The 12,673-nt window shown below is 37.0% G+C and carries 16 protein-coding genes; 14 read left to right on the top strand and 2 right to left on the bottom strand.

Annotated elements, in window-relative coordinates:
* Positions 1-106 precede the first annotated feature (106 nt).
* The 5 genes from MNY27_RS10460 (at position 107) to MNY27_RS10440 (ending at position 3,026) form a co-directional block, all read left to right on the top strand.
* Positions 107-532, top strand: coding sequence for an OmpW family outer membrane protein (locus tag MNY27_RS10460; RefSeq protein ID WP_152184915.1), 426 nt, complete (start codon positions 107-109; stop codon positions 530-532).
* Positions 533-637: 105 nt separating this feature from the next.
* Positions 638-880 (top strand): type II toxin-antitoxin system Phd/YefM family antitoxin, encoded by a 243-nt coding sequence (locus MNY27_RS10455; protein WP_152184916.1) that lies wholly within the window; start codon positions 638-640, stop codon positions 878-880.
* Positions 870-1,160 (top strand): type II toxin-antitoxin system RelE/ParE family toxin, encoded by a 291-nt coding sequence (locus MNY27_RS10450; RefSeq protein WP_152184917.1) that lies wholly within the window; start codon positions 870-872, stop codon positions 1,158-1,160. The genes MNY27_RS10455 and MNY27_RS10450 overlap by 11 nt, the downstream gene beginning before the upstream one ends.
* Positions 1,161-1,175: 15 nt before the next feature.
* On the top strand, positions 1,176-2,426 hold the full coding sequence (xseA, locus tag MNY27_RS10445; protein WP_152184928.1) for an exodeoxyribonuclease VII large subunit: 1,251 nt from the start codon (positions 1,176-1,178) through the stop codon (positions 2,424-2,426).
* Entirely contained in the window at positions 2,427-3,026 is a 600-nt protein-coding gene (locus MNY27_RS10440; protein ID WP_152184918.1) for an FmdE family protein, read from the top strand. It abuts the gene before it with no gap.
* 6 nt (positions 3,027-3,032) lie between these two features.
* On the opposite strand, the gene sppA is transcribed toward MNY27_RS10440, so the two are convergent.
* Positions 3,033-3,902 carry a signal peptide peptidase SppA gene (gene sppA, locus MNY27_RS10435; protein ID WP_346392294.1) on the bottom strand — a complete coding sequence of 290 codons (870 nt, stop codon included), beginning with the start codon at positions 3,900-3,902 and terminating at the stop codon, positions 3,033-3,035.
* Positions 3,903-5,126 carry a metal-dependent hydrolase gene (locus MNY27_RS10430; protein ID WP_152184920.1) on the bottom strand — a complete coding sequence of 408 codons (1,224 nt, stop codon included), beginning with the start codon at positions 5,124-5,126 and terminating at the stop codon, positions 3,903-3,905.
* A 144-nt stretch (positions 5,127-5,270) separates the two neighbouring features.
* Here MNY27_RS10430 and aroQ point away from each other — a divergent pair, with 144 nt between their 5' ends.
* From aroQ to mnmA, 9 genes are read left to right on the top strand one after another with little or no spacing between them, the layout of a single operon-like run.
* Complete coding sequence (aroQ, locus tag MNY27_RS10425) at positions 5,271-5,753, top strand: type II 3-dehydroquinate dehydratase (RefSeq protein WP_152184921.1); 483 nt, start codon at positions 5,271-5,273, stop codon at positions 5,751-5,753.
* Entirely contained in the window at positions 5,698-6,246 is a 549-nt protein-coding gene (gene folK / locus MNY27_RS10420) for a 2-amino-4-hydroxy-6-hydroxymethyldihydropteridine diphosphokinase (protein WP_246153870.1), read from the top strand. The genes aroQ and folK overlap by 56 nt, the downstream gene beginning before the upstream one ends.
* Positions 6,243-7,535 (top strand): flagellar biosynthesis protein FlhF, encoded by a 1,293-nt coding sequence (gene flhF / locus MNY27_RS10415; RefSeq protein WP_152184922.1) that lies wholly within the window; start codon positions 6,243-6,245, stop codon positions 7,533-7,535. The genes folK and flhF overlap by 4 nt, the downstream gene beginning before the upstream one ends.
* Positions 7,532-8,416: a P-loop NTPase gene (locus MNY27_RS10410; protein WP_152184923.1), complete on the top strand. Its 885-nt coding sequence runs from the start codon at positions 7,532-7,534 to the stop codon at positions 8,414-8,416. Before flhF ends, MNY27_RS10410 begins: the two co-directional genes overlap by 4 nt.
* 18 nt (positions 8,417-8,434) lie before the next feature.
* The gene (locus MNY27_RS10405; protein ID WP_152184924.1) at positions 8,435-8,770 is read left to right on the top strand and encodes a hypothetical protein; all 336 of its coding nucleotides are present in this window, start codon (positions 8,435-8,437) and stop codon (positions 8,768-8,770) included.
* Positions 8,767-9,453, top strand: coding sequence for an RNA polymerase sigma factor FliA (locus MNY27_RS10400; protein ID WP_188109520.1), 687 nt, complete (start codon positions 8,767-8,769; stop codon positions 9,451-9,453). Before MNY27_RS10405 ends, MNY27_RS10400 begins: the two co-directional genes overlap by 4 nt.
* 1 nt (position 9,454) lies before the next feature.
* Positions 9,455-10,549: a flagellar motor switch protein FliM gene (fliM, locus tag MNY27_RS10395; RefSeq protein ID WP_346392293.1), complete on the top strand. Its 1,095-nt coding sequence runs from the start codon at positions 9,455-9,457 to the stop codon at positions 10,547-10,549.
* Positions 10,550-11,425, top strand: a complete 876-nt coding sequence (fliY, locus tag MNY27_RS10390) for a flagellar motor switch protein FliY (protein WP_152184926.1) — start codon at positions 10,550-10,552, stop codon at positions 11,423-11,425.
* A gap of 8 nt (positions 11,426-11,433) precedes the next feature.
* On the top strand, positions 11,434-12,468 hold the full coding sequence (gene mnmA / locus MNY27_RS10385; RefSeq protein WP_152184927.1) for a tRNA 2-thiouridine(34) synthase MnmA: 1,035 nt from the start codon (positions 11,434-11,436) through the stop codon (positions 12,466-12,468).
* The last annotated feature ends 205 nt before the right edge of the window (positions 12,469-12,673 follow it).

Below are 12,673 nucleotides of genomic sequence, written 5' to 3'. Positions count from 1 at the left end.
TATATACGCATCAAGAAGAAAAAGTGGCCAAATAACAAGTGCGTGAGGTGGCCAAGTATTCATGCGCGCGCTGGCCAAATCAAAATGCGCGGGGTGGCCAAATGGGATGCGTGCCTACAATGATACACATAGAATTGGGTTAGAGTATTCAAAATATAATACAAGTGGTAATTCCTCTTTGTACTCAATAGCATTAGGATATGATTATCGTATTCATATTAAAGAGAGTAAAATCAAACCATATCTTGGTCTTTCTTATGTACGATTAAAATATTCTGAAGATGTTGTGAATAGTACTACTGTAACATGGGATCAGTCAAGTTATGATATAGATACAAATGCAATAATGGGACGAATTGGTATTGATTATGATATTAATAAAAACTTCTATGCAAGTGCGATGTATGATTATGCATTGAACACATCAGGTAGTACAAATGTTGGATTGACAGTCAGTGGAACACATTATAATGCAAATGTTGCAGTTGATAAATTAAGTAGATTTCAATTCTTAGTAGGGTATAAATTTTAAGTTCTATCTTTCATTTCTCCTTTCTTGCCCAGACTCTTGTCTGAGGCTAATACATCAGTTTGTCATATTTGTCAAAAAATTGTACAATATTTAAAAGGATGACAAATGCAGGCAGTAAATTACTCTTACGCAAGAAACAATCTAAAATCACTTATCTCTCAGGCTTGTGAAAAGGATGAAGAGTGCATTATTACAAGTAAAAATAATCAAAATGTTGTTTTAATGCCACTGAGTCGCTACAACGAAATAAAAGAGGATATTAAAAAGTCATTGCAAGAGATACAAGACGGTGATCTCTTTAGTGTTGATGCAGCATTTGAATCAATCCTGAAAAAATATGAAGATTAAGATTTACTTCACAAAAACTGCCTCAAACAAACTTGAGCAGATTACAGAATATATTTATGAAAAGACACAATCAAAACAATTGACTCACAAATATTTACACAAATTAAAAGAGTTTATTGTTGCAACACTTGAGACTTTTCCAAAAGCTGGACGACCGGCAGATGAGATATATAAAGCTACAAGAAAACTGGTCTATCAAAGCTATTCAATTATTTACATGTATGATGAAGAAAAAAAGAGTATCTATGTTATGACACTCTATAGAGAAAACTTACCTTAAAATATGAGAAATAGTATGCACACACTCTCAGTATCAGCCCTGAATGAACAGATAAAACACCTTTTAGAAGAGAGCTTTTCGCGTGTTTTTGTAGAGGGAGAGCTCTCACGCATTACCTTTCATAACTCTGGACATATCTATTTTACTTTAAAAGATAGAGATTCGGCTATTAGCTGTGTTATGTTTCGTGGCAATGCAAGTAAATTAAAGTTTCGTCTCCAAGAGGGACAAAAAGTCATCATTGACGGAGCACTTACTCTCTATAAACCTCGTGGAAGCTATCAGATAAACTGTTTTAGTATCGAGCCATCAGGACAGGGTGCTTTGGCTTTGGCGTATGAACAACTTAAACAAAAACTCTCAGATCAGGGGTATTTTACTCCAGAGAGAAAAAAACCGCTACCAAAATTTCCATTAAAAATAGCCCTTATTACTTCTGCGACAGGTGCAGCTTTGCAAGATATGCTACGTGTTGCCAATGCACGCTACAGACTCTTAGAGATTGATGTTTATGATGTACTGGTTCAAGGTGAAAGTGCGGCAGCTTCCATTGCTCATGCAATTAAAGTGGCTGATACAAAAGAGTATGATGTAATTATAGTTGGACGTGGTGGTGGAAGCATAGAAGATCTGTGGGCTTTTAATGAAGAGAGTGTTGCTGATGCAATCTTTCATGCACAAACACCGATAGTCTCGGCAGTGGGGCATGAGATAGACTGGCTTATCAGTGATTTTGTTGCAGACCTGCGAGCTCCAACTCCAAGTGCTGCCATGGAGATGATACTGCCAGATACGAATGAGCTTTATATGAGTATAGACGGACTCAGTGAACAGTTCTCGCAACTGCTTGGGCAAAAATTGCAGAGTAAAAAGCAAGAGTTAGAGCATCTCAAACTCTCCTATATGCAACACTCTGTAGAAAAGAAAATAGAACAGCAAAAAGAGATGATCGCACAGTTGCGTGAGAGATTCAGACAGACAATAGAGTTTAAAATCACATCCAAAACAAAAGAACTGCAAAATATCAAAGATCGTTTTCCTCAAGCTATGGACTCTATCGTTAATCTTGCGCAAAATCAACTCATTCATTTACGAAAAATGCTAGAATCCAATCATCCGAAATTAAAAACAAAAAAAGGTTTTGCACAGATCTCGCGCAATAATCAAGTCATAGATATTGAAGAACTGGAAATTGGTGAGAGTTTTGAGGCACAGAGTGAACGTGTCGTTATTGAAGCAAAAGTTTTAAACAAAAGGAAGATATAGATGCATTATCCGGAATTTTATGATAAAGTAGAGAGTATTCGTTTGGTAGACCCCTTAGCAAAGGTTTTAGGTGCTTTTGAAAATGGTGAGTATGAGATATCATATATCGAAGTTGTTAAAGCTGCAGGACACTCTTGTCCGACAGTAGCCGGTGCTTATCTGATGACAGCAGCAGCACTCAAAGCGCTTTACTCAGATAAAAGGGCAGTACGTGGCAATATAAAAGTAGAGTTTGCAGAGGTCTTGGAAGATGGAGTAGCCGGCGTTATCGGTAATGTTGTCTCACACATCACAGGTGCAACTGATAAGAGTGGTTTTAAAGGTTTAGGCGGGAAGTTCGCACGTCATTCATTGATGCATTTTAGTGCCGATATCAATGCAAGCGGCCGCTTTACACGTGTTGATAATAATCAAAGTGTTGATGTGATTTACAATCCATCATCCATACCGGCTGATCCGGAAATGATGCCTTTGATGCAGAAGATGCAAAGTGGAGCGGCAACACCAGATGATATGAAAAAATTTGGTCAACTATGGCAAGACAGAGTACGAAGAATTTTTGAAAACAAAGAGAGTGTAATAGAAGCAAAAGAGCTTTAGGCTCTATTACTTCAGTATTAATTCTGGAAAATAAGTATGAAGAGTGACTGCTGTATTTGCAGCTAGCTTCTTCATAAGTTTGTCAAATTTATCTTCTTTATTCCAGATGGCTTGTGAGACACCACTCATTACAATAACTGCATTTTTTGCATCATACTCTACACCCACTTCATCAATAAGTCCAACATCTTTTGCCTGTGTAGCTGTAAATATGTGTGCATTTGCAAACATATCTCTTTTTTTAAGATCAAGCTTTCTGGCACGAGCTACATCTTGGGTAAACATATCATAAGTACCTTGAATAACTTTGTTTAACTCATTGATCTCATATTGTTTCCAGGGTCGGTCTGATGTTCCAACTTGTTTGTAAAGACCAGCTTTGACAACCTGACTTTTGATGCCAATTTTATTCATAACACCACTTAAATCAGCTCCTTGCATGATAACACCAATACTTCCAACCATACTTCCCGGATTTGCAATGATTTTATCTGCCCAGATGCTTGCATAGTAACTCCCACTTGCAATGGTTCCTTTTGCATAGACAACAACAGGTTTTTTCTCTTTTAATCGTTTAATGGCATAGGCAATTTCAACAGATGGGGCAACAGCACCACCTGGTGAATCAACTGTAAGTAAAACACCTTTTATCGCATCATTTTTTGTAGCATTATCAATTTTTTCTATAATGTCACTTGCATCCATAATCGGACCGATTAAAGATATTTTCTGCAGATTGTTTGGCGTAAATTCCTGCTCACTTGTCGGTGCGAAAAGAATAACGAGCAGTAAGATAAAGAGCATGGCTTTGAAGTGATTTTGAATATAGTTTATTGTCCCTGTTATAGGTGAAAAAATCTTTTTAATTACTTCCATTTAAACTTCTCCAATTTCTAGTTTTCCGTTGATATAAACTTTTGAGATATTATATCGGTGTAATATTAAATGAATCGGCAGTTCTTTTGTTGGTTCATTTTCCAAGTCAATTACAAGCATATCAGCATTTTTCCCCTCTGCAATCTCTCCGGTATTAAGACCAAGTGCTTTTGCTGCATGGATTGTTACTCCATCAAGGAGTGCCTGGGCTAATTGAAGCAGTGGAGCATCACTGTGTATAAAGAGCGATATCTTCATCTCTTCAAAAAGGTCCAGCTCATAGTTAGAGCTCAGTCCGTCAGTCGCTACAATCCATGAGATGTTATTCTCATTAAGCTCTTTGATGTTGAGTGTTGGATTGCCTAATAATCTGTTTGAGATTGGACAGTGAATGATAGTATAATCATTTTTTGCAATGGTTTTTATCTCACTCTCATTTGCATTGGTAACATGCGTAAGGAGTGCATTAGTACCCTCAAAATAGCTTAAAAACTCGTCTGCGGAGCTTACGCTCTGCTTTTGAGAAAGCAGTTTTTCAAAAAACTCCTTAAAGTCACCACTGCTCTCATCAAGCCACTCTCTCTCAGCAACGCTCTCCATAAAATGAGCAGTCAGTTTTAAGTTCTCATTTTTTACAATATCGATCGCTTTTTTAACAAGGATAGGATGAACTGAGTAAGGTGAGTGAATCGCTACAGCCGGATAAAAACCTTCACGCTTTATGGTTTTTGAAGCATCAAGTCTTGCTAGAAAATCACCCCAAAGTGCATCTGCCATTGTCGCTTGTGAGCCGATAAGCTCATTGAAAAAGACAACATTTTGTTTTGCTTTTGCACAGGCCTCAAAGTCCATGGCATGGGAACTGATAGCTCCAAATGTTGTAATTCCGTTGGCAAGCATTTTGTCAATGGCCTCAGACATACATTCTATGCCACACTCATTCACCAAGTCAGCTCTGTTTTCTATAACACTGTAGAGCCAGTTGATAAAGTCCCCGTAACTCAGCTCTGTTTTGTTCTTTGAAAATTCGATGTGAACATGAGCATTGATAAGTCCCGGCATAAGCAGTGAATGTTCACGCAGTGTTGTTACTTTTGCATCGGGAAACTCTTCGATGAGTTCTTCAAAAGGTGCTATTTTTTTAATACGTTTCTCAAAGGCAACAGATAAACCTGTTACAACTCTGTCTCGTAGCATAATGTAATGTGGTGTAATTATTTGCATATACTCTTTTAAATCGCTTTCTTTTTTATTTATAATTATACACTTTAAAAAATAATTTAAATACTTTTCTTTTATTGTAACTCTATTTAATAATACTTTAGGTAAAATAAATACCAAAATTGAAATAAGATAAAAAGGTTGATAATGAAAATAGTAGTGATTCAAGGTCCAAACTTAAATATGCTTGGTGTTCGAGAGCAAAATATCTATGGTCCAATGAAACTAGAGCAAATTCATGCACAGATGCAAGAGGTTGCATCTCAAAATGGTGTTGAGATTGAGTTTTTTCAAAGTAACTTAGAGGGTGAGTTGGTAGATAAAATTCAAGAGTGTTATGGTGAAGCGCAGGGAATTATTATTAATGCTGCTGCATATACACACACTTCAATCGCTATCCGTGATGCAATAAGTGCTGTAAGTATTCCTACTATTGAGGTTCATATCAGTAATGTTTATCGTCGTGAAGAGTTCCGTCAGAAAAACTTAATCGCACCAGTATGTGCATCTTCGGTTATCGGTTTTGGTCCGTTTGGATATCACTTGGCAATGATGGGTATGCTTCAAATCATGAATGAGATCAAAGCTGCTCAAGAAGCACAGGCACAAGCTCAAAAGGCACAAGCGTAGACCAATGTATCTCTCACGCAGGGTATCAAAAGGTTTAACGGCTTTTTATGGCTTGCACTTTCCATATGTCTCAAAAAGTAAAACTTCATTACCATATGAAGTAACGATTGGAATAGGTGGAAACATTGGAGATGTTCGTCGCAGGTTTGAACATCTCTTTTTTTATTTGAAACGGCAGAAACAGGTAGAACTTTTAAAAACATCATTGATTTTAAAAAATCCTCCATTTGGATATAAAGACCAGGATGATTTTTTTAACTCAATCATGATAGTAAAGACATCGATGGCACCAAAAACTTTTTTACGTTATTTGCATAGAGTAGAGAAACAATTTGGCAGACGTAGAAGTTTTGCGAATGCACCAAGGACATTAGATTTGGATATTATATTTTTTGATAACCGTCAAATCAAAACAGATGATTTAACTATTCCTCACGCAGAGTGGTTTAAACGTGAGAGTGTAGTGATTCCACTTGCAGGGCTTAGAAGATGAAGATTTTAACATTTACAGGTCGTACTCCATCAGAAGCACTTAAAAAAGCAAAGATGGAGATTGGTGATGAGGGAATGCTCATTGAGACCAAAGAGATTCAAAAAAAAGCATTAGGTAAAGAAGCACTCTATGAGATAGTCATCGGTATTGATGAAGAGATGATCCCATCAACGTACAAAAAAACACAAAAGCCACTCTCAAAGCAGCAACCGCTTAAAAATGAATCAAAAGATGTGCTTTATGATATCTCTCACGCAGCAAAACAGATCTCAGAGATCAGTAAAGTTGTAGATGATCCTTTAAAAGAGTACATGGAACCAATGCAGAGTACAAAGCAATCATCAGTGCAGCCGGCAGTTGAACCAAAAGAACTTAAAGAGATAAAAGCGGAGATTAACAAGCTTACAGACAAGGTAAAAATCATCCAAAATATGTTTTGGGATGAAAAGGCACCTGACTTAGAGAATCAAATTCCGCCAGAGTTTGCAGAGATTTACAGACTCGCATCACAAAGTGGAATGAACAGAGAACATCTTGATATGCTGATGCAGATAACTTTAGAACATATGCCTCTAAAGATGCGAGAGAACTCTGCAACAGTCAAACGCTATTTCCAGACAATATTGCGTAAAATGGTACCTATAAGACGAGAGAGTACCCCTACAGTTGGTAGCAAAAAAGTTATTATGCTTGTAGGTCCTACCGGAGTTGGAAAAACAACCTCCATTGCAAAACTTGCAGCACGTTACTCTTTTTTAATGGAGAAAAAATATAAAGTAGGCCTTGTTGTGCTTGACACCTATCGTATAGGTGCTGTTGAGCAGTTGATGCAGTATGCAAGAATGATGAAGCTTGGTATTGAGACTGTAGTGGACCCTCCTGAGTTCTCTCATGCACTGGATTCTTTGAAATATTGTGACTATATTTTAATCGATACAATGGGCTCTTCTCCTTATGATAAAGGAAAAATTGAAAAGATTTATGAATGCTTGAACGCGAATAATACAGACTACAATGTAGATGTCGTTTTGGTAATGCCAAGCTCAATCAAGTATGAAGACTTGAAAGTGACTTATGAAAATTTTTCATCTTTGGGGATTGACACACTGATGTTTACAAAACTGGATGAGACGATGGGCTTTGGTAATATATTCTCATTAGCTTATGAGACAAAGAAACCGATCAGTTATTTTTCAGTTGGACAGGAAGTTCCGGAAGATTTGGTACCGGCATCAAGTGACTTTTTGGTAGAGTCTCTGTTGCATGGATTTAACAGGAGTAAAGTATGATAGGACATCAAGCCGAAAAGCTTGAAGAACTTGTTGCTTCAAGTAGTAATCAAGGTCCAAAAAAATCAAAAAAGACTCGTTTCATTGCCATTACTTCAGGCAAGGGTGGTGTCGGAAAAAGTACTATCAGCTCAAATCTTGCATACATCTTGGCACAGCGTGGTCTTAATGTTGGTATTTTTGATGCGGATATCGGTCTTGCAAACCTTGATGTTATGTTTAATGTCAAAATCAAAAAAAATATTCTGCATGTGCTAAAAGGTGAGGCTAGTGTGAGTGATATTCTCATTCCAATTACGAGAAATCTTATTTTGATTCCTGGTGAGAGTGGTGATGAGATTTTGAAGTATTCTGATATGGCGCTTTTTGAGCGTTTTATGGAAGAGGCACAGGTACTAGATAAACTTGATGTGATGATAATAGACACAGGAGCAGGTATCGGTGAACATATCCAGATGTTTTTGAATGCTGCTGATGATGTTATAGTCGTTACAGTTCCAGATCCTGCAGCTATTACCGATGCCTATGCTACAATCAAAACGATTGCAACATTGCGTGATGATGTTGGTATGATTATGAACCAGGTCAAGAGCGAGAAAGAGGCTGTTGGTATTTTTGATAAAATAAAAAAAGTAGCTCACGCAAATATAGGTACGGACTTAGACTTAAGGTTAGTTGGTAAGATCAATTCTGATGCCAAAGTAGCAAGTGCAATCAAACAAAGAGCACTCTTTTGTTCACTCTATCCATCGGCTGCTGCAACACGTGATATAGAGCAAATTGCTAACCGAATCGCATCGAAGCTGGAACGAAATGTGCTGGTTACATCTAATGAGAGTGGCCTATCAGGTCTTTTTAGAAGGCTTATGGATCATTTTTAAACTTTGTTGGGGTAGGTTATGTTAGGTGAGAATTTTGTCTATTTCTTTACTGTATGGGGCTTTTTTGTAGGTATCATCTTTGGTATACTAAAGTCATTTGATGCAGAAGGATTGCTTACATATACTTTTCTCATAACGACATTTTTTTATCTTTTTTCGCATATTATTATTGCACTATACTACAGAACAATTACGGTAAAAGCCTATAATTTTCCTAAAGAGAGGCATGAGATAGAACTTGATCTCTTTGTAAAAGAGATAAATAAGCGTGAAAAGCTGATAGATTCAGCCTGTAAAATTACAGATATAGCGATAAAAATGAACAATGAAGACCCTGCAGGAAAACAATCATGATAGCCAATGCATATGTTCAAGACTTAAAACATAAAGAAGATGAACTCGCACTTCAGTACCTTCCAGCAGTTAAGGCGATGGCATTTCGTCTTAAAGAACGTCTACCTAGTTCTGTTGATTTTTCAGATCTTTCTGCCATAGGCACGGAAGAGCTCATTAAACTTGCCCGCAGGTATGATGAAAATCTAAATGACTCTTTTTGGGGTTATGCAAAAAAGAGAGTTTATGGTGCGATGCTGGATTATCTCAGAAGTTTGGATATACTCTCACGTGCAAGCCGTAAACTTGTTAAACAGATAGATTATGCAGTCGAAGAGTATCGTCTCACACACGATGACGAACCAAGTGATGAAGAGTTGGCGGAGATGTTGGATGAAGATATCAACAAGATCCATGAAGCACGAATCGCATCAAATATCTATACAGTTATGCCTCTTCATGACCAACTACAAGTTGGTGATGAGGGTGCAGCACTCGCACAGATTGAAAAAGATGAGCTCGTTGAGGTGATTAAAAAGGTACTCTCTACCTATAAAGAACGAGAACAGATGATTATTCAGTTATATTACTTTGAAGAGTTGACACTCAAAGAGATTAGTAATATACTAAACATAACAGAATCCAGAATTTCACAGATACATAAATCTGTAATTCAAAAAATTAAAGAAGGGATAGGAGCGTAGTATGGCAGATATACTTTCTCAAGAAGAGATTGATGCACTACTTGACGTCGTTGAAGATGAAGGTGATGATGTCCTAGAGAGCGGTGATGAAAATCTTCTTCCTCAACGTCAAGTTACGCTGTATGATTTTAAACGTCCAAACCGTGTTTCCAAAGAACAGCTTCGTGCATTTCGTGGGGTACATGATAAAATGGCGCGCTCTTTGGCTTCACAAATCTCTTCTATTATGCGTTCGATCGTAGAGATTCAACTTCACTCAGTTGACCAGATGACTTATGGTGAGTTCTTGATGTCCTTGCCAAACCCTACATCTTTTAATGTCTTTTCGATGAAACCATTGGAGGGAAGCGGTGTTATTGAGATCAATCCATCCATTGCTTTTCCAATGTTAGATAGACTACTTGGTGGCAAGGGTGAACCTTTTGATGCTTCACGTGAGTTTTCAGATATCGAACTTTCACTATTTGAGACAATTTTACGTGTTATGATGAGTACTCTAAAAGAGGCTTGGGGACCTGTGATGGAGGTTTACCCAACAGTAGAGTCCAAAGAGTCAAGCCCAAATGTTGTTCAAATCGTTGCACAAAATGAGATTGTTGTGATGGTAGTTATGGAGATAATCATCGGGCACTCTTCAGGTATGATGAATATTTGTTACCCTGTTATCTCATTAGAGCCGATTCTACCAAAACTGGCAAGTCGAGATTTGATGCTGAATGAAACAAGCTCGAAAAAGAGTAGAAATACCGAGTTAAAAGTACTTCTCGGTGGTGCAAAAGTAAACATTGAGGCAAACTTGGGAGAAGCGGACCTCACAATGGCTGATATTTTGGAGTTAAAGGTTGGTGATGTCCTGCGACTCTCAAGTGCAGCAGATGATATTATAACTGTTGCGGTTGATGGTAAAGAGCGTTTCCGTGGTGAAATAGGACTGAGACGTTTTAGAAAGTCCATACAGATTACAGAGATAATTGAGACAGAAAAAGATGCTGTTAAACGTGCTCTTGAAAATTTAGAAAAACAGAGACATGAAAAGATATCAGGTGTACGAGATATTATCCATGAAGATGATTTAGTTGAAGATGAGGATATTTAGATGAGTGATTTTATGAAACTCTTTGAAGAAGAGACAGTTGGTACGATAGAAGCCCTTGTTGGAGCAGCACCATCTTTAGAATTAAAAGAAGAGCAAGAGTTAAGTATTATCTCAAATATTGTTCCTCCAATTGTATTGGTGAAAATTAAAGTAAGCGGTGATGTAGATGCTGATGTAATGGTAGCCTTACCACCGAATTTAGCAGCTTCACTCTCAGATATGATGATGGGTGAAGAACCAAGCGAGAGAGATGATGTTAATGATGATGATATGGATGCAGCAAAAGAGATAGTGTCTAATATCTTTGGTGCGATTTCAAATGCACTCTCAGCTCAAAAAGAGCTTCCAGTACTCTCTTTTTCAGTAGAAAGTATTGAGCTTGTAAAAGATGATGAAGAGGTAAGCTTAGAATCATTTAGCAGAATGTTTGTATACAAGTTTTCTCTAGATAGTATAAACTCTCTTTTAATGTTCATCATTGATGATAAACTTTATAATGCACTGTATGGTTCAGATGATAGTCAGAAGTCGTTAGAAAGTGAAGCATCTAAAGGGTCTACTACAGAAGATAATAATTGTGATGATGAATCTATAAAGTTAAGCAGTGAAGAGATGAAAAACATTGCTCTTATTATGGATGTCAAACTGCCAGTACGTGTAAGAATTGGAAAAAAACGCATGCTTTTAAAAGATGTACTGAATATGGATATTGGTTCTGTAATTGAACTTAATCAGCTTGCAAATGATCCACTGGAAATATTAGTTGACAACCATGTGATTGCACAAGGGGAAGTTGTTATTGTTGATGGAAACTTTGGAGTACAAATTACTACTATTGGGACAAAAAAAGAGCGTCTCAATCAACTTAAAGGATAAGTCAGAGTATGGAATTAAATTCAAATAAGGTTCTTGTAGGTATGAGTGGAGGTGTTGATTCTACGGTAACAACACTTTTGCTCAAAGAAGAGGGTTATGAGGTAGAAGGTCTCTATATGAAACTTCACTCAAAACCGGGATACCATGAAATACATCTTGCTCGTGCACAAAAAGCTGCTGATTTTGTAGGAATAAAACTACATGTTCTTGATCTGCAAGATAAATTTAATGAGAATGTATTTCGACCATTTATTGATACATATGCTGAAGGAAAAACACCAAATCCGTGTGCACTTTGTAATCGAACGATGAAGTTTGGTGAGATGATCAAGTTTGCAGACAAAGTTGGTGCAAAGTATCTAGCAACTGGGCATTATATTCAAACAGATGGAGAGTATTTTTATCAAGCAGAAGATGATACAAAAGACCAAAGTTATTTTCTTTTTTATGTAAACAAAGAGATCCTGCCAAGATTGAAGTTTCCTCTTGGTGAGAGAAAAAAGAGTGATATAAAAAGATTAGCCGCTTCTATTGAGGGCTTAGAATCTTTTGCATCTCAAGCAGAGTCGAGCGAAATTTGTTTTGTAGAAACTACTTATACAGATGTACTTAAAGATTATGTAAAAGTTGACCAGGTTGGTGAAGTACTTGATGTAAATGGAAATGTAGTAGGTGAACATAAAGGCTATATGCACTATACAATTGGAAAACGAAGAGGTTTTACAGTTAAAGGTGCACATGAACCGCATTTTGTTACAAAAATCATTCCTGAAAAAAACCAAATCGTAGTTGGTAAACGTGAAGACCTTGCTTGCAGAGAAGTAGTACTTGATAATCTTAATATGTTCCATGATAAAAAAGAGTTTGATACTACTGTAAAATTGAGATACAGAACGAAAGCTGTACCTTGTCATGTTAAGATTAAAGATAATAAAGCCTATTTAGAACTTGAAGAGGGTGTTTTTGGTGTTGCTGTAGGACAAGCTGCAGTATTTTATGATGAAAATAAACTAATTGGTGGTGGTTGGATTATAGACGCATAATCACCACTTTTCACAATCTTTAAACAAACCGAAAACTTCAGACAAACTTCTTCAAATATTAAGCGATCTCTAAGTAATATCCTCCTATAATTCCCATCCACAAACGGAGACACTTCGAGTTGAAGAGTCGAGAGATTCAGAAGTTTGAGATCATTGAAAACTAAGCAAGTAAGAGACTGAGAAATAACGAATCAGTTATCTTATT

The organism is Sulfurimonas sp. NWX79 (assembly GCF_039667035.1).
In the GTDB taxonomy this organism is placed as follows: Bacteria; Campylobacterota; Campylobacteria; order Campylobacterales; family Sulfurimonadaceae; genus Sulfurimonas; species Sulfurimonas indica.
This window is presented reverse-complemented; position numbering and strand designations above follow the sequence as displayed.

Coding starts and splice junctions, on each gene's coding strand:
- xseA (WP_152184928.1), top strand. CDS start 1,176: ATGCACACACTCTCAGTATCAGCCCTGAATGAACAGATAAAACACCTT.
- fliM (WP_346392293.1), top strand. CDS start 9,455: ATGGCAGATATACTTTCTCAAGAAGAGATTGATGCACTACTTGACGTC.
- MNY27_RS10400 (WP_188109520.1), top strand. CDS start 8,767: ATGATAGCCAATGCATATGTTCAAGACTTAAAACATAAAGAAGATGAA.
- folK (WP_246153870.1), top strand. CDS start 5,698: ATGAGATCAAAGCTGCTCAAGAAGCACAGGCACAAGCTCAAAAGGCAC.
- MNY27_RS10455 (WP_152184916.1), top strand. CDS start 638: ATGCAGGCAGTAAATTACTCTTACGCAAGAAACAATCTAAAATCACTT.
- MNY27_RS10440 (WP_152184918.1), top strand. CDS start 2,427: ATGCATTATCCGGAATTTTATGATAAAGTAGAGAGTATTCGTTTGGTA.
- sppA (WP_346392294.1), bottom strand. CDS start 3,902: ATGGAAGTAATTAAAAAGATTTTTTCACCTATAACAGGGACAATAAAC.
- MNY27_RS10460 (WP_152184915.1), top strand. CDS start 107: ATGCGTGCCTACAATGATACACATAGAATTGGGTTAGAGTATTCAAAA.
- fliY (WP_152184926.1), top strand. CDS start 10,550: ATGAGTGATTTTATGAAACTCTTTGAAGAAGAGACAGTTGGTACGATA.
- mnmA (WP_152184927.1), top strand. CDS start 11,434: ATGGAATTAAATTCAAATAAGGTTCTTGTAGGTATGAGTGGAGGTGTT.
- MNY27_RS10450 (WP_152184917.1), top strand. CDS start 870: ATGAAGATTAAGATTTACTTCACAAAAACTGCCTCAAACAAACTTGAG.
- aroQ (WP_152184921.1), top strand. CDS start 5,271: ATGAAAATAGTAGTGATTCAAGGTCCAAACTTAAATATGCTTGGTGTT.
- MNY27_RS10410 (WP_152184923.1), top strand. CDS start 7,532: ATGATAGGACATCAAGCCGAAAAGCTTGAAGAACTTGTTGCTTCAAGT.
- MNY27_RS10430 (WP_152184920.1), bottom strand. CDS start 5,126: ATGCAAATAATTACACCACATTACATTATGCTACGAGACAGAGTTGTA.
- flhF (WP_152184922.1), top strand. CDS start 6,243: ATGAAGATTTTAACATTTACAGGTCGTACTCCATCAGAAGCACTTAAA.
- MNY27_RS10405 (WP_152184924.1), top strand. CDS start 8,435: ATGTTAGGTGAGAATTTTGTCTATTTCTTTACTGTATGGGGCTTTTTT.